General features: G+C 69.8%; 17 protein-coding genes and 1 tRNA gene. 11 read left to right on the top strand and 7 right to left on the bottom strand.

Annotated elements, in window-relative coordinates; genetic code table 11:
- Positions 1 to 5 precede the first annotated feature (5 nt).
- The 6 genes from fdxH to ACT54X_RS11195 all read left to right on the top strand — a co-directional run bounded on the left by fdxH (position 6) and on the right by ACT54X_RS11195 (position 6,349).
- Positions 6 to 959 carry a formate dehydrogenase subunit beta gene (gene fdxH / locus ACT54X_RS11220; protein WP_476346536.1) on the top strand — a complete coding sequence of 318 codons (954 nt, stop codon included), beginning with the start codon at positions 6 to 8 and terminating at the stop codon, positions 957 to 959.
- The gene (locus tag ACT54X_RS11215; protein WP_476346534.1) at positions 956 to 1,579 is read left to right on the top strand and encodes a formate dehydrogenase subunit gamma; all 624 of its coding nucleotides are present in this window, start codon (positions 956 to 958) and stop codon (positions 1,577 to 1,579) included. Before fdxH ends, ACT54X_RS11215 begins: the two co-directional genes overlap by 4 nt.
- 149 nt (positions 1,580 to 1,728) lie before the next feature.
- Positions 1,729 to 2,787, top strand: a complete 1,059-nt coding sequence (gene fdhE / locus ACT54X_RS11210; protein WP_476346532.1) for a formate dehydrogenase accessory protein FdhE — start codon at positions 1,729 to 1,731, stop codon at positions 2,785 to 2,787.
- Positions 2,787 to 4,235, top strand: a complete 1,449-nt coding sequence (gene selA / locus ACT54X_RS11205) for an L-seryl-tRNA(Sec) selenium transferase (RefSeq protein WP_476346530.1) — start codon at positions 2,787 to 2,789, stop codon at positions 4,233 to 4,235. The genes fdhE and selA overlap by 1 nt, the downstream gene beginning before the upstream one ends.
- Entirely contained in the window at positions 4,232 to 6,142 is a 1,911-nt protein-coding gene (gene selB, locus ACT54X_RS11200) for a selenocysteine-specific translation elongation factor (RefSeq protein ID WP_476346528.1), read from the top strand. The genes selA and selB overlap by 4 nt, the downstream gene beginning before the upstream one ends.
- Positions 6,143 to 6,256: 114 nt before the next feature.
- Positions 6,257 to 6,349: transfer RNA gene (locus ACT54X_RS11195), tRNA-Sec, on the top strand.
- A 767-nt stretch (positions 6,350 to 7,116) separates the two neighbouring features.
- Here ACT54X_RS11195 and selD read toward each other — a convergent pair.
- Positions 7,117 to 8,187: a selenide, water dikinase SelD gene (gene selD / locus ACT54X_RS11190; protein WP_476346526.1), complete on the bottom strand. Its 1,071-nt coding sequence runs from the start codon at positions 8,185 to 8,187 to the stop codon at positions 7,117 to 7,119.
- Positions 8,188 to 8,285: 98 nt separating this feature from the next.
- Here selD and ACT54X_RS11185 point away from each other — a divergent pair, with 98 nt between their 5' ends.
- The 5 genes from ACT54X_RS11185 to mnmH all read left to right on the top strand — a co-directional run bounded on the left by ACT54X_RS11185 (position 8,286) and on the right by mnmH (position 12,936).
- On the top strand, positions 8,286 to 9,152 hold the full coding sequence (locus ACT54X_RS11185; protein ID WP_476346524.1) for a putative selenate ABC transporter substrate-binding protein: 867 nt from the start codon (positions 8,286 to 8,288) through the stop codon (positions 9,150 to 9,152).
- A gap of 21 nt (positions 9,153 to 9,173) precedes the next feature.
- Positions 9,174 to 9,989: a phosphonate ABC transporter ATP-binding protein gene (locus ACT54X_RS11180; RefSeq protein WP_476346522.1), complete on the top strand. Its 816-nt coding sequence runs from the start codon at positions 9,174 to 9,176 to the stop codon at positions 9,987 to 9,989.
- A gap of 106 nt (positions 9,990 to 10,095) precedes the next feature.
- Complete coding sequence (locus tag ACT54X_RS11175; RefSeq protein ID WP_476346520.1) at positions 10,096 to 10,968, top strand: PhnE/PtxC family ABC transporter permease; 873 nt, start codon at positions 10,096 to 10,098, stop codon at positions 10,966 to 10,968.
- Positions 10,965 to 11,768: a phosphonate ABC transporter, permease protein PhnE gene (gene phnE / locus ACT54X_RS11170; RefSeq protein ID WP_476346518.1), complete on the top strand. Its 804-nt coding sequence runs from the start codon at positions 10,965 to 10,967 to the stop codon at positions 11,766 to 11,768. Before ACT54X_RS11175 ends, phnE begins: the two co-directional genes overlap by 4 nt.
- 115 nt (positions 11,769 to 11,883) lie before the next feature.
- Positions 11,884 to 12,936: a tRNA 2-selenouridine(34) synthase MnmH gene (gene mnmH, locus ACT54X_RS11165; protein WP_476346517.1), complete on the top strand. Its 1,053-nt coding sequence runs from the start codon at positions 11,884 to 11,886 to the stop codon at positions 12,934 to 12,936.
- Between the two features lie 86 nt (positions 12,937 to 13,022).
- On the opposite strand, the gene ACT54X_RS11160 is transcribed toward mnmH, so the two are convergent.
- From ACT54X_RS11160 to ACT54X_RS11135, 6 genes are all read right to left on the bottom strand, one after another.
- Entirely contained in the window at positions 13,023 to 13,835 is an 813-nt protein-coding gene (locus ACT54X_RS11160) for a hypothetical protein (RefSeq protein ID WP_476346515.1), read from the bottom strand.
- Entirely contained in the window at positions 13,832 to 15,124 is a 1,293-nt protein-coding gene (locus ACT54X_RS11155; RefSeq protein ID WP_476346514.1) for a DNA cytosine methyltransferase, read from the bottom strand. Before ACT54X_RS11155 ends, ACT54X_RS11160 begins: the two co-directional genes overlap by 4 nt.
- Positions 15,125 to 15,184: 60 nt before the next feature.
- Complete coding sequence (locus ACT54X_RS11150) at positions 15,185 to 15,619, bottom strand: very short patch repair endonuclease (RefSeq protein WP_476346512.1); 435 nt, start codon at positions 15,617 to 15,619, stop codon at positions 15,185 to 15,187.
- A 111-nt stretch (positions 15,620 to 15,730) separates the two neighbouring features.
- Positions 15,731 to 16,585, bottom strand: a complete 855-nt coding sequence (fdhD, locus tag ACT54X_RS11145; RefSeq protein ID WP_476346510.1) for a formate dehydrogenase accessory sulfurtransferase FdhD — start codon at positions 16,583 to 16,585, stop codon at positions 15,731 to 15,733.
- Positions 16,586 to 16,802: 217 nt separating this feature from the next.
- Complete coding sequence (locus ACT54X_RS11140) at positions 16,803 to 18,197, bottom strand: MFS transporter (RefSeq protein WP_294378366.1); 1,395 nt, start codon at positions 18,195 to 18,197, stop codon at positions 16,803 to 16,805.
- Between the two features lie 69 nt (positions 18,198 to 18,266).
- The gene (locus ACT54X_RS11135; protein WP_476346507.1) at positions 18,267 to 20,171 is read right to left on the bottom strand and encodes a bifunctional sugar phosphate isomerase/epimerase/4-hydroxyphenylpyruvate dioxygenase family protein; all 1,905 of its coding nucleotides are present in this window, start codon (positions 20,169 to 20,171) and stop codon (positions 18,267 to 18,269) included.
- Positions 20,172 to 20,194: the final 23 nt, after the last annotated feature.

Here is a 20,194-nt window from a genome sequence, read left to right as displayed (position 1 = left end):
CACCCATGTCATCACTCCAATCCCTGGACATCGCCAAGCGCTCGGCCACCACGGTGCAGCCGCCCGTGGTGCGCCACCAGCCGCAGGTGCAGCCCGTTGCCAAGCTGATCGACGTGTCGGCCTGCATCGGCTGCAAGGCCTGCCAGGTGGCCTGCATGCAGTGGAACGACCTGCGCGACGAGGTCGGCACCACCCACGGCACCTACGACAACCCGATGGACCTCTCGCCGGCCTCCTGGACGGTGATGCGTTTCTCGGAGGTCGAGCCCGAAGAGGGCAAGCTGGAGTGGCTGATCCGCAAGGACGGCTGCATGCACTGCGAGGACCCAGGCTGCCTCAAGGCCTGCCCGGCGCCCGGCGCCATCGTCAAGTACACCAATGGCATCGTCGACTTCATCAGCGAGCATTGCGTGGGCTGCGGCAACTGCGTCACGGGCTGCCCCTTCAATGTGCCGCGCATCAACAAGGCGGATAACCGGGCCTACAAGTGCTCGCTGTGCTCCGACCGCGTGGGCGTGGGCCTGGAACCGGCCTGCGCCAAGGTCTGCCCCACCGGCGCCATCCAGTTCGGCACCAAGGAGGACATGCACGAGTACGCCGCCGAGCGCCTCGTGGACCTCAAGGAGCGCGGCTATGCCAACGCCGGCGTCTACGACCCGCAGGGCGTGGGCGGCACGCACGTCATGTACGTGCTGCAGCATGCCGACCGGCCCGAGCTCTACCATGGCCTGCCCAAGGACCCGACGATCAGCCCGCTGGTCTCGCTCTGGAAGGGCATCGCCAAGCCGCTGGGCCTGCTGGCCATGGCGGGCGCGGTGATCGGCGGCTTCTTCCACTACATGAAGGTGGGGCCGGTCGAGGCCAAGGACGACCAGGACGCCGATGGCGTGGCGGATGACCACGAGGTCGTCGTGATCGAGAAGCCCGCCGCAGACCGCCGTGAAGGAGCCCAGCCATGAGCCGTGTGTACCTGCGCCGCTACAAGGACGGCACGCGGATGAACCACTGGTTCATCGTCGTCATGTTCTTCTGCGCCGCCCTCTCGGGCCTGGCCTTCTTCCACCCGGCGCTGTTTCCGCTGACCAACCTGTTCGGCGGCGGGCAGTGGACGCGCATCCTGCATCCCTTCATGGGCCTCTTGATGGTGCTGGGCTTCGCCTTCATGTTCTTCGGCCTCTGGCGCGAGAACCTGATCGACCGCAACGACGTCGAGTGGATGAAGCGCTCGGGCCAGATGCTGGCCGGCCACAAGGAGCACATGCCGCCGGTGGGCAAGTACAACGCCGGCCAGAAGCTGGTGTTCTGGGTCATGGCGCTGTCGCTGCTGGTGCTGCTGGCGACAGGCTTCCTGTTCTGGAGCCCGTGGTTCGTGCACTACTTCCCCATCACGCTGCGGCGCGTCGCCGTGGTGCTGCATGCGGCCTCGGCCGTGTTCCTGGTGCTGGCGGTGATCATGCACGTGTATGCCGCCATCTGGGTCAAGGGCACCATGCGGGCCATGACGCGCGGCACCGTCACCGAAGGCTGGGCGCGGCTCAATCATCCGGTGTGGCACCGCGAGATGACCGGGCGCGATTGAGCCGGCCACGCGTTCCTGCACGCCCCTGTGGCGCGCGAGCCCACCGCCCCACGGTGCCGAATGCGGACCGTGGGGTTCGTGTTTGTGGCGAGGGCCGGGATACCCCTGGCCTGTGCCCTGTCACCCCTTTGCCCTAGCATCTGCGCCCGATGACCGAACCCAGCAACCCCGCCGCCTTCTTCGCCAGCACGCGGGTGCTCGAGCCCGAGCAGATCGCGATGCAGGCCGGCCAGCGGGTGCCCTTCCTGCGGCTGCCGCAGCGCGCCTCCGTGTTCGCCGACCGCAGCCTGCGCCTTCGCCAATTGGCGGCCGGCCATCCGATGCGCGACTACCTGCTCTTCGTGGCTGACATCGCGCAGGCCCAGCACGAGGCGCTGCAGCACCATCCCGACGTGAAACTGCCCGACCTGGCCGCCATCGAGGCGGCCTCGCAGGCGATGCGCCCGCCCCTGCCGGCCGATCTGTGGCCGCGCGACCCGGCCTGGCGCGCCGTGCTGCGCCAGGTGCTGACACCGCTGCGAGGCCGCCTGCCCGAAGGCCCCGCACGCGAGACGGTGCAGCGCGTGCTCGATGCCGACAGCGACTGGCTGGAACGCCAGGCCGGCCTGATCACGCAGGGCATCATGTTCGGCCTGGACCTCGGCACTGCGCCGCTGGTGGCCGCCGGCCTGCAGGTCTACTTCACGCACATGACCCTCGCCACGGCCGAGCAGCATGGGCTGCTGCGTGCCTTCGGCGTGACCGAGCCGCTCACGCGCTGCCCCTGCTGCGGCAGCGCGCCCACCGCCGGCGTGATCCGCATCGGCGCCGACGATGCCGGCGTGCGCTACCTGCACTGCGCGCTGTGCAGCACCCAGTGGCACTACGTGCGCATCAAATGCGCCCACTGCGAAAGCACCAAGGGCATCCACTACCAGTCGCTGGAGCCCGAGGGCGAGGCCGCGCCCGAGCGGCCGGTGGGCCTCAAGCCCGGCGCGGTGCGCGCCGAGTGCTGCGACGAATGCGGCCACTACCTCAAGCTCGTGGCCATGGACCGCGACCCCGAGGTCGAGCCCGTGGCCGACGACCTGGCCAGCCTGCCGCTGGACCTGCTGGTGACCGAAGCCGGACACGAGCGCATCGGCCACAACCTGATGCTGCTCTTCGGCGACCCCGAGCCCGAGGCGGCCTCGGCGAATCCACCCCCTGACGACGGCGGAGGCGGCTGATGGCGATGCCCGACGAGTCCGTGGTCCACGGCTCCAAGGCAAGTCCCCAGGATCTGCCCGCCGTCGACCGGCTGCTGCGTGCCCCGGACACGCAATCCCTGATCGCCGCCCACGGCCACACGCTGGTGGCCGGCGCGGCGCGCGCCCTGCTCGATGCCCTGCGCCCGCGCGCCATCGCGGGCCAGTTGCCCAGTGCGGAAGTACAGCCCGCCGCGCTTCAGGCCGCACTGCTGCAGCGCGTGCAGGCCCGCCTGGCGCCGCGCATGCAGCGGGTGCTCAACCTCACCGGCACCGTCATCCACACCAACCTCGGCCGCGCGCTGCTGGCCGACGAGGCCCTGGCCCATCTGCTGCGGCTGATGGCCGGCCCCAACAACCTGGAGTACGACCTCGTCACCGGCGGCCGCGGCGACCGCGACACGGTGGTGGAAGAACTGCTGACCACGCTCACCGGCGCCGAGGCCGCCACCGTGGTCAACAACAACGCCGCCGCCGTGTTGCTCACGCTGGGCGCGCTGGCACGCGACCGCGAAGTGATCGTCTCGCGCGGCGAGCTGGTGGAGATCGGCGGCGCCTTCCGCATGCCCGACGTGATGGCCTCGGCCGGCGCGCACATGGTGGAGGTGGGCACCACCAACCGCACCCATCCGCGCGACTACGAGCAGGCCATCACCGAACGCACCGCGCTGCTCTTGAAGGTGCACACCAGCAACTACGCCGTGCAGGGCTTCACCGCGTCGGTGGACGAATCGGTGCTGGCCGGTATCGCCCATGCGCGCGGCCTGCCCATGGCCACCGACCTGGGCAGCGGCTCGCTGGTGGACCTGGCCGCCTACGGCCTGCCGCGCGAGCCGCTGCCGCAGGAGAAGCTGGCCGCGGGCTGCGACGTGGTCACCTTCTCCGGCGACAAGCTGCTGGGCGGCCCGCAGGCCGGCCTGATCGTGGGCAGCAAGGAGGCCGTGGGCCGCATCCGCAAGTTTCCGATGAAGCGGGCCCTGCGCATGAGCAAGCTGCCGCTGGCCGCGCTGGAGGCCACGCTGATGCTCTACCTGCGCCCCGAGCGCCTGGCGCAGGACCTGCCCACGCTGCGGCTGCTGACGCGCCCGCTGGAAGCCATCCAGGCCACCGCCCGCGCCGTGCACGGCCCGCTGGCCGAGGCCGTGGCGCCGCGCTTCACGGTGGAAGCCGTCGCGCTGCAGGGCCAGATCGGCAGCGGCTCGCTGCCGGTGGAGCGCCTGCCCTCGGCCGGACTGGCGCTCGCCCCGGCCGGCATCGCCAAGAAAGGCACCGGCCGTGCCCTCGACCAGCTGGCCCAGGCGCTGCGGCAGTTGCCCCTGCCGGTGATCGGCCGCATCGCCGACGACCGCCTGCTGCTGGACCTGCGCTGCCTGGAAGACGCCGCCGATCTGCTCGGCCAGTTGCCGCGCCTGCGCGAGCGCCTCGCATGATCATCGGCACCGCCGGCCACATCGACCACGGCAAGACCACGCTGGTGCGCGCCTTGACCGGCGTGGACACCGACCGCCTGCCGGAGGAGAAGCGCCGCGGCATCTCCATCGAGCTGGGCTATGCCTACCTGCAGGCCGGCGACATCTCCCTGGGCTTCGTCGACGTGCCCGGCCACGAGCGCCTGCTGCACACCATGCTGGCCGGCGCCACCGGCATCGACCATGCGCTGCTGGTGGTGGCCGCCGACGACGGCGTGATGCCCCAGACCCGCGAGCACCTGGCCGTGGTCGCACTGCTGGGCCTGGACCGCAGCAGCGTGGCCCTGACCAAGATCGACCGAATCGATCCTGCCGGGCGCGAGGCCCGCATCGCCCAGCTGCGCGCCGAGATCGCCGAACTGCTCGCGGGTACACCGCTGGCTGGGTCACCGCTGTTCCCGGTCTCGGCCCAGACCGGCGAGGGCCTGGAGCCGCTGCGCCAGCACCTGCTGCAGGCCGCAGGTGACGTGCGCGCCCACGACGACGCCCTCGCCTTCCGCCTGGCAGCCGACCGCGCCTTCACGCTGGCGGGTGTCGGCACCGTGGCCACCGGCACCGTCCACGCCGGCACCGCCCGCATCGGCGACGAACTGCGCCTGGTGCCCGGCGAACGCAGCGCCCGGCTGCGCGGCATCCACGCGCAGAACCTGCCCGCTGACAAAGCGCGCGCCGGTCAGCGCTGCGCGCTCGCTCTGGCCGGCTTGGCCAAGGAGGACGTGCGCCGCGGCGACTGGCTGTGCGACCCGGCCATCGCCCTCGCCACGACGCGCATCGACGTGCAGCTCACGCTGTGGCCCGGCGAAGCGCAGGCGCTGCGCTCGGGCGTGCCGGTGCATGTGCACCTGGGCGCCAGCGACGTGATGGCATCCATCGCCCTGCTCGACCGCGACAGCCTGCTGCCCGGCGACACCGCCCTGGCCCAGCTCGTACTGCGCGAGCCCGTCGCAGCCTGGCATGGCGACCGCGGCGTGCTGCGCGATGCCAGCGCCACGCGCACCGTGGCCGGCGTGCGCGTGCTCGACCCCTTCGCGCCCGTGCGCTACCGCCGCACGCCCCAACGCCTGGCCGAACTGGCAGCCTGGGCGCTGCCGGACCGTGCCGCCTTGCTCGATGGCCTGCTGCAGGCCGCCCCGGTGGGCCTGGACGCCGCCCGCTTCGCGCGCGCCCTGGCCCTGCCCGGCCCCGACGCACTGGCGCCCTTGCCCGCCGATGCGCTGCGCATCGACAGCATGCTGATCACGCGCCGCCATCTCGAAGCGCTGCAGGCCCAGGTCATCGAACGCCTGCGCGCCTTCCACGAGGCCCAGCCGGCGGAGATCGGCCCCGACGCGCGCCGCCTGCGCCGCCTGGCCGGCCCGCGCACCGACGATGGCCTGTGGCGCGCGCTGGTCGAATCGCTGGTGGCCGATGGCCGCCTGGTGCGCAGCGCCCACTGGCTGCACCTGCCGGACCATGCGGCCCGCCTCAATGCGGCCGAAGAGAAGCTCGCGCAGCAACTGCTGCCGAAGCTGGCGAATGGCGGTTTCGATCCGCCCTGGGTGCGCGATCTGGCCAAGGATCTGGCCGCCAGCGAGGCCATGGTGCGCCAGACGCTGGCCAGCCTGGCCCGGCGTGGCGCGGCCTTCCAGGTGGTCAAAGACCTGTACTATCCGCTGCCCACCGTCGAGCGGCTGGCGGCCCTGGCCCGCGACTGCATCAACGGCCCGGCCGGCCTGCAGGCTGCCAGCTTCCGCGACGCCACCGGCCTCGGCCGCAAGCGCGCGATCCAGATCCTGGAGTTCTTCGACCGCGTGGGCTACACGCGGCGGGTGAAGGACACGCACCTGCTGCGGCCGGATACGGCGATGTTCGGGGGGCGGGGCGCATGAGAGTCCGTGCAATGCCGGCCACGAAGGTGGCAGGGTTGGCGCCGCAGGCGACCGGGCAGCGGCGGGGCCGCGCAAGACAACATTCCATGGGCGCCGCGCAGCGGCCGCCCATTCGGAGGGGAAACGTCCCTGGTGGGGCGGCCGGGCTTCAAACCCGGTGGGTGGCGCCACGCGTCGCTGGGAGGGTTCGACTCCCTCTCCCCTCCGCCCTTTCGGGGGCATCCGCCTGCTGCGCGGGTCGATCTTGCACCTGCGATGCTCGCCGTACCCATGTACGGCTGCGCTTCTCGGCGCAACCTCGACCCGCTCGCGACGGCGGCTATCCCCCGAAAGGCGTATCGGAGTCAGGTTTGCTGCAAGTTCAAGCGTCGAGGACGGCGCGCTCTTGCTCCCTCTCCCTCTGGGAGAGGGTTGGGGTGAGGGCCCGGGCGGTGGCTCACGTGCAGCGCATCCACCGCCGCTGGCCCCTCACCCAACCTCTCCCCAGAGGGGAGAGGAGTCAAACCAGGCTCCACAAGGCCAAGGGCCGCGCCCGGCGGGCAATCCCGAAGGGGGGCCCGTCCCACGCACGCCCCGGAGCCTGGTGCGGGGTGCCCGCGGGTGGCGCCCTCAGGATGCGCCGAGGCGCGCAGCCGGATGAGCGAGGCCCGCGGTCTCCGCGGGCCGTTCCTTCTGACTCGCGGCATCTGTCTGAGCGGAGCTGCCTGCGGCAGCGCAGCGAGTTATGCCGCGCGCTCATCCGGCGAGCACCGCAGGTTCCGCGAGCGTTCAGCGAGCGGCGCAGCCTGTGGGCGACGCCCGCGGGTGCCCCGCACCAGGCGGACCTCATCGAACGCACCCTGGAAACGGCTCAAGACACCGACGCGCTTCGCCCCCAGCACCCAGGCAAGACGGCAAACACTTCAGAACGAAAAACCCACGCCCGGACACCAACGAGCGCGCTCCCCGCGGTCCGTAAAGGACCAAGCACCGTCTCAGCCTTCGACCACCAGCCCCGCGGGACCCGCCTCGCAACGACCGATCACAGCCGCCGACTCGAAGCCCTCGTCGCGGAACACGGCCAGCACCGCATCGACGGCCTCCGGCTCGCAGCTCACCAGCAGGCCGCCCGCCGTCTGCGGATCGGTCACCAGGGCCTGTGTGACCTCAGGCAGCCCTGCAGACAAGGACACCGACGCGCCATACCCCGCCCAGTTTCGCCCCGACGCCCCCGTCACGAAGCCATCGGCCGCCATCGCCGCCACGCCATCGAGCAGCGGCACGCGCGGCCACTCGATCATCACCCGCAGCCCCGCGCCGCGTGCCAGCTCCAGCCCATGGCCGGCCAGCCCGAAGCCCGTCACGTCGGTGATCGCATGCACGCCGTCCAGCGCGGCCAGCTTCGGCCCCGGCGTATTGAGCTTCGTCGTGTTGGCGATCAGCTCGCGGTAGCCCGACTCGGGCAGCTTCTCCTTCTTGAGCGCCGCCGACAGCACACCCACGCCCAGCGGCTTGCCCAGCACCAGCACATCGCCCGCACGCGCATCGGCGTTGCGCCGCACGCGGTCCGGGTGCACCAGCCCCAGCGCCACCAGGCCGTAGATCGGCTCCACCGAATCGATGGTGTGGCCACCCGCGATCGGGATGCCCGCCGCACGGCACACGTCCTGCCCGCCGCGCACGATGTCGCCGATCACCGCGACCGGCAGCTGGTTCACCGGCATCGCCACCAGCGCCAGCGCCAGGATCGGCTTGCCGCCCATCGCGTACACGTCGCTGATCGCATTGGTTGCGGCGATGCGGCCGAACTCGTAGGGGTCGTCCACGATCGGCATGAAAAAATCGGTGGTCGCCACCAGCGCCTGCTCGTCGTTCAGGCGATAGACCGCTGCATCGTCGGCCGTCTCGATGCCCACCATCAGTTCCGGCGGAATCAGGCCAGCGCCACTGCTGCGCAGGATCTCGCTGAGCACGCCCGGTGCGATCTTGCAGCCGCAGCCGCCGCCGTGCGAGAAGCTGGTCAGGCGCATCGGCGCCAGCGGGTTCATCGGTCGCTGCTGCTGCATCGCAGTGTTCTCCTGAAGGCGGATTGGGTAAGCGTCGGATTATCGAAGCGCCCCCATTCCTGCCCTTGCCATCCTGTCTTTTCAACGAGGCCAATACCATGACCTTCTCTCGCCGCGCCACCCTGGCCGCCCTGCTCGCCACCGCCGCCGTCGCCACGCTCCCGGCCCATGCCCAGACCGGCACCCTGCGCGTGTCCGCCATTCCCGACGAAGCGCCCACGGAGCTGCAGCGCAAGTTCGCCCCGCTGGGCGAATACCTCAAGCAGCAGACCGGCATGAACGTGCAGTTCACGCCCGTGACCGACTACGCCGCCGTGGTCGAGGGCCTGGCCACCAACAAGATCGACCTGGCCTGGCTGGGCGGCTTCACCTACGTGCAGGCCAGGATCCGCACCAACGGCGGCGCCAAGCCGATCGTGCAGCGCGCCGAGGACGAGGCCTTCACCAGCAAGTTCATCGTGCCGGCCGACAGCACCGCCAAGACCCTGGCCGACCTCAAGGGCAAGACCTTCGCCTTCGGCGCGCCCTCCTCCACCTCGGGCAGCCTGATGCCGCGCTTCTTCCTGCTGAAGGACGGCATCAACCCCGAGAAGGACTTCAAGACCGTCGCCTACTCCGGCGCGCACGACGCCACCGTGGCCTTCGTGGCCGCGGGCCGGGCCGAGGCCGGCGTGCTCAACGCCTCGGTGTGGGACAAGCTGGTCGAGGCCAAGAACCCCAACGCCGCCAAGGTGCGCGTGCTGGCCACCACGCCGCCCTACTTCGACTACAACTGGACGGTGCGCCCCGGCCTGGACCCGGCGCTGACCAAGAAGCTGACCGACGCCTTCCTGCAGCTCGACCCGGCCAAGCCCGAGCACAAGGAGATCATGCAGCTGCAGCGCGCCAGCAAGTTCGTGCCCACGCAGTCGTCCAACTACGACGGCATCGAGGCCGCCGGCAAGTCGGCCGGCCTGATCAAGTAAGTCCCCCCTGAAAGGCGCAGCGTGAGCTTTGCACTGGAAGGCGTGGGCCTGGTCCATCCCAACGGACAGCGGGCGCTCGAAGGCGTGACGCTGGCCGCGCGGCCGGGCGAGCGCATCGCCTTCATCGGCCCTTCCGGCGCGGGCAAGACCACGCTGCTGCGCATCCTGGGTGCCGCGCTGCGGCCGAGCGCCGGCAGCGTCGCGCTGCTGGACGCGTCGCCCTGGCAGGTCGATGCGCGGCGCCTGCGCGCCTTGCGCGCACGCATCGGCACCGTGCACCAGCAGCCGCCCATCGCGCCGCGTCTTCGCGCCGTGACGGCGGTGCTCTCGGGCCGGCTGGGTCAGTGGTCCACGCTGCACGCGCTGGGCTCGCTGCTGCGGCCCACCGACCTGCAGGGCGCGCATGCCGCGCTGGCGCAGGTGGGCATCGAGGACCGGCTCTTCGAGCGCTGCGACCGGCTCTCCGGCGGGCAGTTCCAGCGCGTAGCGGTGGCGCGCGTGCTCTACCAGAGGCCCGACCTCCTACTGGCCGACGAGCCCGTCTCCGCCCTCGATCCCACGCTGGCCGACACCACCCTGCGCGCGCTGGCCGCCCAGAGCGAGGCCACCGGCGCGACGCTGTGCGCCTCGCTGCATGCGGTGGACCTGGCGCTGCGCTGGTTCCCGCGTGTGGTCGGGCTGCAGGCCGGGCGGGTGCTGTTCGACCTGCCGGCGGCCGAGGTCACGCCGGAGCGGCTTTCCGCGCTGTATGCGGCGGAAGGTGGCCTGCCCGCCGCCGACGAGACTGCATCGGTGAAGCCGCCGGCCGCAGCATTCGTTCCCTCGGGCTGCCGATGAGGACAAGAGCCGCATGGCGCTCACTCTGCAATGACGCCGACCTCCGTTTTTCTACCGCCGGCCTGCCGATGACGTCAGGGCCTGCTCTGTCTGTGTCAGGCTGCCGATGACGAGCCGCACGATCACTGCCGCCACGCCGGCCTCGGCGCCCCTCGTTGCCGCACCACCGCTGCGCGACCCGGCTGCACGCCGCCGCCTGGTCGGCGCACTGGCGGCCCTCGCCATCGCCTGGCCGGTGCTGCAGCTGTCCGAGTTCCAGCCCTGGCAGTTGCTGACCAGCGGCAACCTGGCCGTGATCGGCGGCTTCCTCGCCGCCTTCTGGCCGCCCTCGCTGGCCCCCGACTTCTTGGCCCTGCTCGGCCGCGCCACCCTGGAGACGCTGGCCATGGCCACGGCCGGCACCACGCTGGCCTTTGTGATCGCGGTGCCGCTGGCCTTCGCTGCCACGCGGGCGCTGTCGGTGTCGCGCCTCGGCCCCGGTCCGGGCCGGCTGCGCGGTGGCATCGTGCGCCGCACGGCGCGGCTGCTGCTGATGGGCCTGCGCGCCATTCCCGAGATCGTCTGGGCGCTGCTCTTCGTGCGTGCGATGGGCCTGGGCCCGGCGGCCGGCGTGCTGGCCCTGGCCGTCACCTACGGCGGCATGCTGGGCAAGGTGTATGCCGAGATCCTGGAGTCGGTGGACAACCGGCCGGCCCAGGCGCTGCTCGAATCGGGCAGCAGCCGCATCGCCGCCCTGGCCTACGGCCTGCTGCCCAACGCGGCGCAGGAGCTGGCCTCGTACACCGTCTACCGCTGGGAATGCGCGGTGCGCGCCTCGGTGGTCATGGGTTTCGTCGGCGCCGGCGGCCTGGGCCAGCTGATGGACCAGTCGATGAAGATGCTCAACGGCGGCGAGGCCTGCAGCATCCTGCTGGTCTTCCTGGCGCTGGTGCTGCTCGCGGATGCGCTGTCGAATGGGTTGCGGAGGCTGCTGGCATGAACGGCAATGTCGCCAAGACCCTGCCCCCGCGCCCCGCGCCCTGCTGGCGTTGCCGCGGCGTGCTCGCTGCCGTGCTGGCCGCCATCGTCGCCAGCTTCGCCTGGCTGGGGCTGGACATGTCGGCGCTGGTCTCGGCCGAATCGATGGGCCACATGGGCCGCTTCGTGGCCGAGTTCTTCCCGCCCGACCTGTCGCCCGACTTCCTGACGCGCACGGCCCATGGCGCGCTCCAGACCCTGGCCGTGTCGGCCCTGGGCACCGTGCTGGCCATGGTCGCCGGCGCCGTGCTGGCGCTGCCGGCATCCGGTCGCGCAGGCTGGCCGCTGCAGCAGGCCGCGCGCTTCGTGCTCAACCTGCTGCGCAGCGTCCCCGAGCTGGTGTGGGCGGCGCTGATGGTGCTGGCCGCCGGCATCGGTCCCTTCGCCGGGGCGCTGGCGCTGTCGCTGCACACCACCGGCGTGCTGGGCCGGCTCTTTGCCGAGGCGCTGGAGAACGCGCCGCCCGCGCCCGAACGCGCCCTGCGCGAGGCCGGCGCCGGCCGCATCGCCGCCTTCGGCTACGCCAGCCTGCCGCTGGTGGCCCCGCAGTGGCTGGCCTACAGCCTCTACCGCTGGGAGATGAACATCCGCATGGCCGCCGTGCTCGGCTTCGTGGGCGGCGGCGGGTTGGGGCAGATGCTGTACTTCCACCTGTCGATCTTCCAGCAGGCGCAATCGATGACGGTGCTGCTGGGCATGTTCGCGCTGGTGGCGGGGGTGGATGGCGCCAGCGGCTGGGTGCGGCGGCGCTGGGGCGCCTGAAGTGACGACGGCCGCGCTGCGCCGGCAGCCGTCCAGACCAACGCTGGCGGGACCGGCTCATGGCCGATCCCCCTTGGCGCCGCAGCACTGAGACGCCCGCCGACAATCGCGCCCCATGAGCCAGCCCCGTCCCGTCCGCCCGGAAGACCGCCACGCCTTCGACACCGTCATCGACGCACGCTCCCCCTCCGAATTCGCGCTGGACCACATTCCCGGCGCCATCAACTGCCCAGTGCTCGACGACGAGGAGCGCCGCATCGTCGGCACGCTCTACCACCAGCAGGGCGCCTTCGAGGCCCGCCGCGTGGGCGGCGCGATGGTGGCGGCCAATCTGGCGCGGCACCTGCAGAGCCCGGTCATGGCCGAACGGCCGATCAAGTGGCGGCCGCTGGTCTACTGCTGGCGCGGCGGCCTGCGCAGCGGCTCCATGGTGCAGTGGATGCGCCTGGTGGGCTGGGACGCGCAGCAGCTGGCCGGCGGCTACAAGTCCTTCCGCAAGCACGTTGTCACGCAGATCGACCAGCTGGTGCCGGCGATGCAGCTGCGCGTGATCGTCGGTGCCACCGGCAGCGCCAAGACCCGCGTGCTGGAGGCCCTGGCCAAACGCGGCGCCCAGGTGCTGGACCTGGAGGCCGCGGCCTGCCACAAGGGCTCGCTGCTGGGCGCCTGGCCGGGTGTGCCACAGCCGTCGCAGAAGCAGTTCGAGACCCGCATCGCCGCCGCGCTCGAAGCCTGCGATCCCTCACGCCCGCTGTACGTGGAAGGCGAAAGCCCGCGCATCGGCCGTCTTTCCGTGCCGCAGCCACTGGTGGAGCGCATGCGTGCGGCCGACTGCATCGAGATCCGCGCCACGCCCGAGGCGCGCCTCGCCTATCTGCTCACCGACTATGCCTACCTGGGCGACGACCGCGAGGCCCTGGCCGAGCGCCTGGGCGCGCTCAAGGAGATGCAGGGCAAGGAGACGGTGCAGCGCTGGCAGCAGTGGGCCCGCGAGGGCGCGTTGCCGCTGCTCTTCGGCGAGCTGATGGCCTTGCACTACGACCCGCACTACGAGCGCTCGCAGGCGCGGCACTTCCATGCCTGGGCCACGCGGCGGCCGGTGGAGGTGGCGGCGCTGGGTGCGCAGGACATCGACGCCGCGGCCGAGGCGGTGCTGGCGCTGAAATAGCGCTGTTCGGAACGGCGTTTAAATCAGCCGCAGCGCTGTGCTCGCGCGTAGGCAGAGACGTCGCGCTGCGTCCTCGTCACTCGTCACTACCTGTATGCCGTAATTTCCGACTTATCGAGCTCGGATGCCGGCACCAGCTTGTAGTGCCGCTCTTCAACGACGCGTACCTCGTCGTCCTCGACCGTCAGTTCGAAGAGCGCGATCTGGTCGCTGGAGACGAATTGCGCGGATACAGGCCGGCAGCGGAGGCCCGCATACTTCTCGGCGCAACACCGAATGTCCTGGGATGTCTGCACCACCGAAATCTGGTCGCTGCCACCCTTGGCCTGGACGGGGATCACGTAGTGACAGCCGTGCTTGTCGATGCCGACATACATCTCGTCGATCTCGATCTGCCCCACACCCTTGACGGTGGTGCGCAGATGGTTCTGCAACGAGAAAGTGGTCAATCCGAGAAAGATGTCGAGCAAGCGGTTGTAGCGCACCTTAGCGAGCAGCGCCTGCTCATCGTCCAGCGCATAGGCAGCAATCATCTCCGGCGTGTTATCGGGTATGCGAATACGCGCCAAATTGACGTTAGGGACGATCCTGTTCGCCTTGCGCAACCGGAACTTGTACTGTGCCCGCCCTGCAAGTTCGATCAACCATTCATAGCCCGGCGGTTGTGTTCGGATCACAGCAGTCGGCATGGGTACGCGAAAACGCATCGCATAGATGACATCGCCGAGATTCTCGGGCAGCACCAGTCCGAGCGATGTCGCCGCGGCCTTCAAGTCTTCTCGCCGGAAGTCGATCTCGCGCATACCGTCCGAGTACCGCTCAACGAACACCTTTTCGATCAGTGCGTGATAGCGATTCGGTGCAATCGCCTTTTCGGCGCTTGGACTATTGCTGCTCATGCGTACTTCGTCGCTGCTTCGGTTGGGATCAAATCGAGCGGCAGTTGCCCCTCGGAACCCTTATTGGGCCGACGCCGCCTGGCGATGACATCGTCCCGGACACCGAACATTTGCGCAGCGTCGGACATGGAGACGGTCAGGAGCGCGGGATCGCCCATTGCAACGCAGCTACTAGGCTTTTCCGGCACAGCGTTCAGAGCCACCATCAACTGTGCAGCCACGGCGCGTCCCAGCAGCGGTGGCACCGAATTGCCGATCTGTCGAAAGCCATGCCACTTGGTAGCGTGGAATCGAAACCAGTCGGGATAGGAATGCAAGCGCGCCGCTTCGCGGACGGTGATGACGCGGGGACTCCAAGGATGAATGGGGCGCGGCGACGTAAATGCCCCCCGGTCACCGGCCGTTCCGGCACGCAGGGTGTTGCAGACGCCATCGGGGTGGAGTTTCAAAAATCGACTGACCGGTTCGGTCTCGCCATTCGGCGTCGCCATGAAGCGTTGTTTGGATAGTTCCGTGTGAACGGTCAAAGTGCTGGACGTCAGCAGTGCTCGGTCGAACTCTCGCTCGTACGAAAAATCCGAAGCCGCAGGAGCCTTGCCACGAAGCGCTGCGGCATACGCAGACGGGCGGCCGAACTTTGCCTTAACCCAGTCGCGCGCATAAAGCTCGGGGAAAAGCTGGGCATCCGGAAGATCGCCTATCGCATCGTGGACCGTGACGCTCCGCCCGATCGCTTCCGGATAAACGGGCAGTTGCTCCCCCTTGCGAGCGCCGATCAGAAACAAGCGTTGGCGCGATTGCGGAACTCCGAAGTCCTTGGCGTTAAGCACCCGATAGGGAAGTTGGATTTGGTAGTCGCAGGCTTGGAACGCGTCGATGATTTCTTGAAGAAACTTGCGGTGGGCCCCCACCGTGAGCCCCTTGACGTTCTCGAAGACGAAAAATTTCGGGCGCAGCTCAGCAACGATGCGCACAAAGTGATGCACCAACTGATTGCGTGGGTCATCCATGGCCCGCTTGCCGATGAGAGAGAAGCCCTGACAGGGCGCGCCGCCAAACACGACGTCGATGTCCTGGCGCCCCAGGCCCGCTCGCATACGAATCTCAGCGCCGCTGACATCCACAACGCTCTTGCAGATCGTGGCTGTGTGGGGGAAGTTGAACTTGTGCGCAGCACAGTGGATAGGATCGATCTCCACAGCTGCAGCGATGTCGAAACCGGCCGACTCGAATCCGAGACTGAGGCCGCCGGCTCCGGCAAACAGGTCGATCCCTATGGGACGTGGCATGTTCTTGTACTTTTGGGGGGATAGGAAAGGGTCGAGCAACGAGCTGCAAGCGTAAGCCATTCAACGGGACGTTGTCGATCGTTTTGTTGCTGACGGGCCGAGGAATTTCTCGAGCCGCTCGACCAATGTCGACGTGTCCCGAAGCTCGCATTGCCAAACAACGGTCACTCTCCAACCGGCCTCCGCAAGCTCGGCCTGCTTTCGAGCATCGCGTGCCCGATTAGCCGCCAACTTCGGCGTCCAGTAGTCGAGAGCACTCTTTGGTGGCTGACCGATGCGGCAACCATGGGCATGCCAGTAACACCCATGCACGAAGATGGCACAGCGTCGACCAGGCAACACAATATCGGGTGTGCCGGGCAAATCGCGGCGATGGAGCCGGAAACGGTAGCCCATACCGTGGAGTAAAGAGCGCACTGCGCGCTCCGGTTCGGTGTTCTTTGTTCTCACCGCCTGCATCAGACGGCGGCGACGAGACGGCGCTAGACGGTCCATGGTGAGGAAAGAGCCGCAAAACTTCGATAGGTTCAGTTAGAGCGTTGAACTTCAATCGCCGCCCTATCCGAGTCGGTCTTCCTGCCCATATCGATCCGATGTCGGCCCACCTCAAAGCGCATACAGCACCCCGCGCGGCGCGCGGCACAGTCCCCACAGTCGCACACCGCTGGCCTTGGCCATCTGCACGCCCATCGCCGTCGGCGCCGAGATGGTGGCCATCGCCGCGATGCCCACCCGCGCGCACTTGCGCACCAACTCGTGGCTGCCGCGGCTGGACAGCAGCACGAAGCCCGGCGTGCCCAGCCGGCCTTCGCGGGCCAGGCGGCCGATGAGCTTGTCGAGCGCGTTGTGCCGCCCGACGTCCTCCAGCACGTCGCTCACCGTACCGCCCACCGCGGCCCAGGCGGCGGCATGGATGGCGCCGGCCTCGGCGTTGAGGCACTGGCGCGGCGGCATCTGCGCGAAGCCGCGCAGCACGGTGGCCAGATCCACCTGCGGCAGCCAGTCGGGCGGGGGCAGCGGCACAGGCGTGAGGTCCAGCGCGGCGAAGCTCTCGACGCCGCACACGCCGCAGCCGGTGCGCCCCGCCAGGCTGCGACGGCGGCCCTTCAGGCGCTCGAAGGCGCGCGTGGAGATCTCCAGCCGCACCTCGATGCCGGGCATGCCCTCGGGCAGACCTGCAGCTGCCGCGTCGATGGCCTCGGCCTCGATGCCGCGGCAGTCCGCGGCCGTGTCGAGGATGCCTTCGCTCAGCGCGAAGCCCAGGGCGAAGTCCTCGATGTCCTGCGGCGTGGCCATCATCACCGCATGCGAAATGCCATTGAAGACCAGCGCCACCGGCACCTCGGCCGCCAGGACGTCCTCGCGCGCCGCGCCTTCGGGCGGCAGCCCGGCCTCGCCCTGCACGCGTACGGGCAGGCGCACGAGGGAAGGCAGCAGCGGTTCGGTGGCGGTGTCGGACATGGCGGGGATAAGCAGGCGGGCGGTCGTTGGCGCGATGACCGAGGCGGACGGATGACGCCACGGCGGGCAGGCGTCGCCGCCCTGTCGGCACGCGTCACGCCCATGAAAAAAGGCCATGGCGCTTGCAGCACCACGGCCTCGGGATTGTGCCCAGCCGGGACGGCCGGCGTGGTGGAAGGATCCACCCGCCGCACCGCCGCCGGGGGCTTGGCGCGGATCAGGCGCGTGCCGCCTGGGCCAGCGCCTCGTCGCGCAGGCGCATGTATTCGCCTTCGGGCACCGGGGCCGCTTCGGGCTTGCCCAGGTCGTTCATCGCCAGCCGGTACGTCTCGCGGGCCGTGTAGCAGGCCACGGCCGAGATCACGGTGATGCCGAAGGCCAGCGCGCCCACGGTCAGCCAGATGTTGGTGGAGCCGGGGGGCGCCACGGCGGCGAAGACGGCCGGCAGCATGGCGGTGATGGCGGTGCCCACGTTCTGCGAGATGGCCATGGCCGACACGCGGGTGCGGGTGGGGAACAGCTCCGGGTAGAAGCTGGGGAACACGGCGTTGTAGCCCTGGTACACGATGCCCCACATCAGCAGCGACATGCAGATGGCCAGCGGCACGCTGCCGATGCTGATGGCATACAGGTAGCCGAAGGCCAGCAGGCCGGCCAGCACCGAGCCCACGATCATGGGCGGGCGGCGGCCGATCTTGTCCGACAGGTTGCCCACCAGCGGGATCACCAGCACGGCCAGGATGTTGCCCAGCACGGGGATCCACAGGTACACGTCCTTGTGGAAGCCGATGCCGTAGGCCGGCTGCACCGCATAGGCGGCGCCGAAGATGGTGGCCACGACCGGGATCACGTTCATCAGCGACATCAGCACCACGCGCAGCATGTCGGGGGCGTGGTGCTTGAAGGCCTCGGTCACGGGCGAGCGCGGCTTGGCGGCGCCTTCCTGGGTGAAGGCGGGCGTCTCGTCCACCTCGCGGCGGATGATCCAGCCGATGATGATGACGATGAAGCTCAGGATGAAGGGCACGCGCCAGCCCCAGCTGTTGAACTGGTCGGTGGGCATGTAGTGCGCCAGCGGCAGGAAGACGGCAGCGGCCAGGATCTGGCCGGCCTGCACGCCCTGCAGCGTGAAGCTGGCGAAGAAGCCGCGGCGGCCGAAGGGCGCGTGCTCCAGGATCATGGAGCTGGCCCCCGAGATCTCACCGGCGACGGCGAAGCCCTGCACCAGGCGGCACAGCACCAGCAGCGCAGGCGCCCACAGACCGATCTGGTCGTAGGTGGGCAGCAGGCCCACGGCGATGGTCGAGAAGCCCATCAGGAACATGCACAGCACCAGCACCTGCTTGCGTCCGCGGGTGTCGCCCATGTGGCCCAGCACGAAGGCGCCGATGGGACGCGCCACGTAGCCCACGCCGTAGGTGGCCAGCGAGGCAATGATGGCGATGGCCGGATCGCCCTTGGGGAAGAAGATCTGGGGAAAGATCAGCGAGGCGGCCGTGGCGTAGATGAAGAAGTCGTAGTACTCCAGCGCCGAGCCGATCCAGCCGCTGGCAGCGGCCTTCTTGGACTGGCGCCGGCCTTCGGGCTCGTTCGCGTGGGAAGAGGTGGACATGGTGCGAGGTCTCCGCTGTGGTGTGGCGTGTGGTTGTGGAACGGATGAGGGTAAGAGGCGACGGCTGACTCAGGCCTGGGCCTGGGCCGCCATGCGGGCGGCGCTGTTGGCGGCGCCATAGCCGTCGTAGGCGCCGATGCGCTGCACGACTTCGAAGAACAGGCCTTCGTCCGCGGCGCGCGTGTAGATGTGCAGGAAGTCGCCCTGCGTGGAGCGGTCGAACAGCACGCCGGCCTCGCGCATGCGCGCCAGCAATGCCGGGTCGAGATCGAAGCGCGTGGGCAGGTCGTCGTAGTAGTTGGGCGAGATCGGCAGGAAGGCGACGCCGCGCGCGCGCAACCGGGCCACCGTATCGAAGATGTCCTCGCAGGCGAAGGCGATGTGGTGCACGCCGCCGTCGCCGCGTCGATTCACCGCGCGGGCGGTGAGCGTGCGCCGGCTGAGCGAGGCATTGAGCACCAGCCTCAGGCTGCGGTCGGCATCGGCCGCAGCGCGGCTGCGCACCAGGCCGAAGGGATCGGCCAGCTCCTGGCTCTCTGCCAGCGACAGGCCCAGCACGGCGCGGGTGAACAGCGTCCAGGTGTCGTACTGGTCCAGGTTCAGGCCCAGGGCCACGTGGTCCACGTGCTGCAGGCCGGCATCGGGCGCCTGCCCCTCGTCCAGCACGAAGTCGGCGGCGAACAGACCGTCGGTGCCGAGCGCCGCGTCGACGAAATGCATCAGGTTGCCGCCGGGCGAGACGATGGCCGGCACCTCCACCTCACCCGGCCCGAGCGGGCTGCGATGGCGCTGCGAGCAGAGGGCGACGGCGCGGTCCTGCGCGGCCTGCGGCTGCGCGGCGCGCAGTCCGAGGGCGCAGACCGAAGGCCCGTGAAGCTCGAAGCGGCTGCGCGCGAAGGAAGCCGGCTCGGCATTGACGATCATGGCGATGTCGCCTTGCCGGTACAGCGTGGCCGCCTTGGACCGGTGGCGGCCCGCGCGGCGGAAGCCCAACTGGCGCAGTTGCACGTCGAGCTGCGGCGCAGTGGCCTCGTCGGCTGCGAATTCGATGAAGGCAACGCCCGCGAAGGCCGGCGCGGCCGGCGGCTCGGCCAGGCCGCGCAGCGTCAGGGCCGAGGCAGCGCGGGCGTCGGGCTCGGACGCCGCGGCGCGGGCTGCCAGGCGTTCGCGCACCTGGCTTTCCAGGTACAGCAGCGAGCGCATCGCGTCCACCGCGGTGCGGCGGTTGGGCGTCTCGCGGAACACATCGTTGAAGATCTCCAGCGACAGCGGGCCGCTGTAGCCGGCCAGCAGCACCTGCTCGTAGAAGCCCACGACGTCGAAGTCGCCCTGGCCGGGAAAGGAGCGGTGATGGCGCGCCCACTGCAGCACGTCCAGGCTCATCAGCGGCGCGTCGGCCATCTGCAGGAAGAAGATCCTGTCGCCCGGGATGGCGGCGATGCCGGCCGGGTCGTCGCGCAGGGAGAGCGTGTGGAAGCTGTCCAGGATCAGGCCCAGCGCCGGATGGTCGGCGCGGCGCACGATGTCCCAGGCCTGGCCGTAGAGCGAGGTGTGGCGGCCCCAGGCAAGGGCCTCGAAACCCACGCGCAGGCCGCGGCGCGCGGCGCGGTCGGCCAGCGCGCGCAGCTGTTCGGCGGCCAGCGCCGGTGCGTCCACGCACAGCGGCGAGGTGTTGGAGCAGCACAGCATCAGCGGCACGCCCATGGCCTGCATGAGGTCGAACTTGCGCTCGGCCCGGTCCAGGCTGCGGGCGAAGGCCTCGGGCGGCATCGCCTCGAAGTCGCGGAAGGGCTGGAACAGGTCGATCGTCAGGCCCAGGTCGGCGGCCATGCGGCCCAGGTCCGCGGCCGAGCCGGGGAAGTGCGTGAAGTCGGGCTCGAACAGCTCCACGCCATCGAATCCGGCCGCCGCCACAGCCTCCAGCTTCTGGCGCAGCGTGCCGCTAAGGGAAACGGTGGCGATGGAACGGCGCATGGCGGCAGAGCTTGGGACGAAGA

Source organism: Pseudacidovorax sp. DMC4 (assembly GCF_056314265.1).
The sequence above is the reverse complement of the archived record's forward strand: the minus strand, read 5'-3'. Positions and strand labels throughout refer to the sequence as shown.

Coding starts and splice junctions, on each gene's coding strand:
- fdhD (WP_476346510.1), bottom strand. CDS start 16,585: ATGTCCGACACCGCCACCGAACCGCTGCTGCCTTCCCTCGTGCGCCTG.
- ACT54X_RS11160 (WP_476346515.1), bottom strand. CDS start 13,835: ATGAGCAGCAATAGTCCAAGCGCCGAAAAGGCGATTGCACCGAATCGC.
- ACT54X_RS11185 (WP_476346524.1), top strand. CDS start 8,286: ATGACCTTCTCTCGCCGCGCCACCCTGGCCGCCCTGCTCGCCACCGCC.
- ACT54X_RS11155 (WP_476346514.1), bottom strand. CDS start 15,124: ATGCCACGTCCCATAGGGATCGACCTGTTTGCCGGAGCCGGCGGCCTC.
- phnE (WP_476346518.1), top strand. CDS start 10,965: ATGAACGGCAATGTCGCCAAGACCCTGCCCCCGCGCCCCGCGCCCTGC.
- fdxH (WP_476346536.1), top strand. CDS start 6: ATGTCATCACTCCAATCCCTGGACATCGCCAAGCGCTCGGCCACCACG.
- ACT54X_RS11175 (WP_476346520.1), top strand. CDS start 10,096: ATGACGAGCCGCACGATCACTGCCGCCACGCCGGCCTCGGCGCCCCTC.
- ACT54X_RS11135 (WP_476346507.1), bottom strand. CDS start 20,171: ATGCGCCGTTCCATCGCCACCGTTTCCCTTAGCGGCACGCTGCGCCAG.
- selB (WP_476346528.1), top strand. CDS start 4,232: ATGATCATCGGCACCGCCGGCCACATCGACCACGGCAAGACCACGCTG.
- mnmH (WP_476346517.1), top strand. CDS start 11,884: ATGAGCCAGCCCCGTCCCGTCCGCCCGGAAGACCGCCACGCCTTCGAC.
- selD (WP_476346526.1), bottom strand. CDS start 8,187: ATGCAGCAGCAGCGACCGATGAACCCGCTGGCGCCGATGCGCCTGACC.
- ACT54X_RS11140 (WP_294378366.1), bottom strand. CDS start 18,197: ATGTCCACCTCTTCCCACGCGAACGAGCCCGAAGGCCGGCGCCAGTCC.
- ACT54X_RS11215 (WP_476346534.1), top strand. CDS start 956: ATGAGCCGTGTGTACCTGCGCCGCTACAAGGACGGCACGCGGATGAAC.
- fdhE (WP_476346532.1), top strand. CDS start 1,729: ATGACCGAACCCAGCAACCCCGCCGCCTTCTTCGCCAGCACGCGGGTG.
- ACT54X_RS11150 (WP_476346512.1), bottom strand. CDS start 15,619: ATGGACCGTCTAGCGCCGTCTCGTCGCCGCCGTCTGATGCAGGCGGTG.
- selA (WP_476346530.1), top strand. CDS start 2,787: ATGGCGATGCCCGACGAGTCCGTGGTCCACGGCTCCAAGGCAAGTCCC.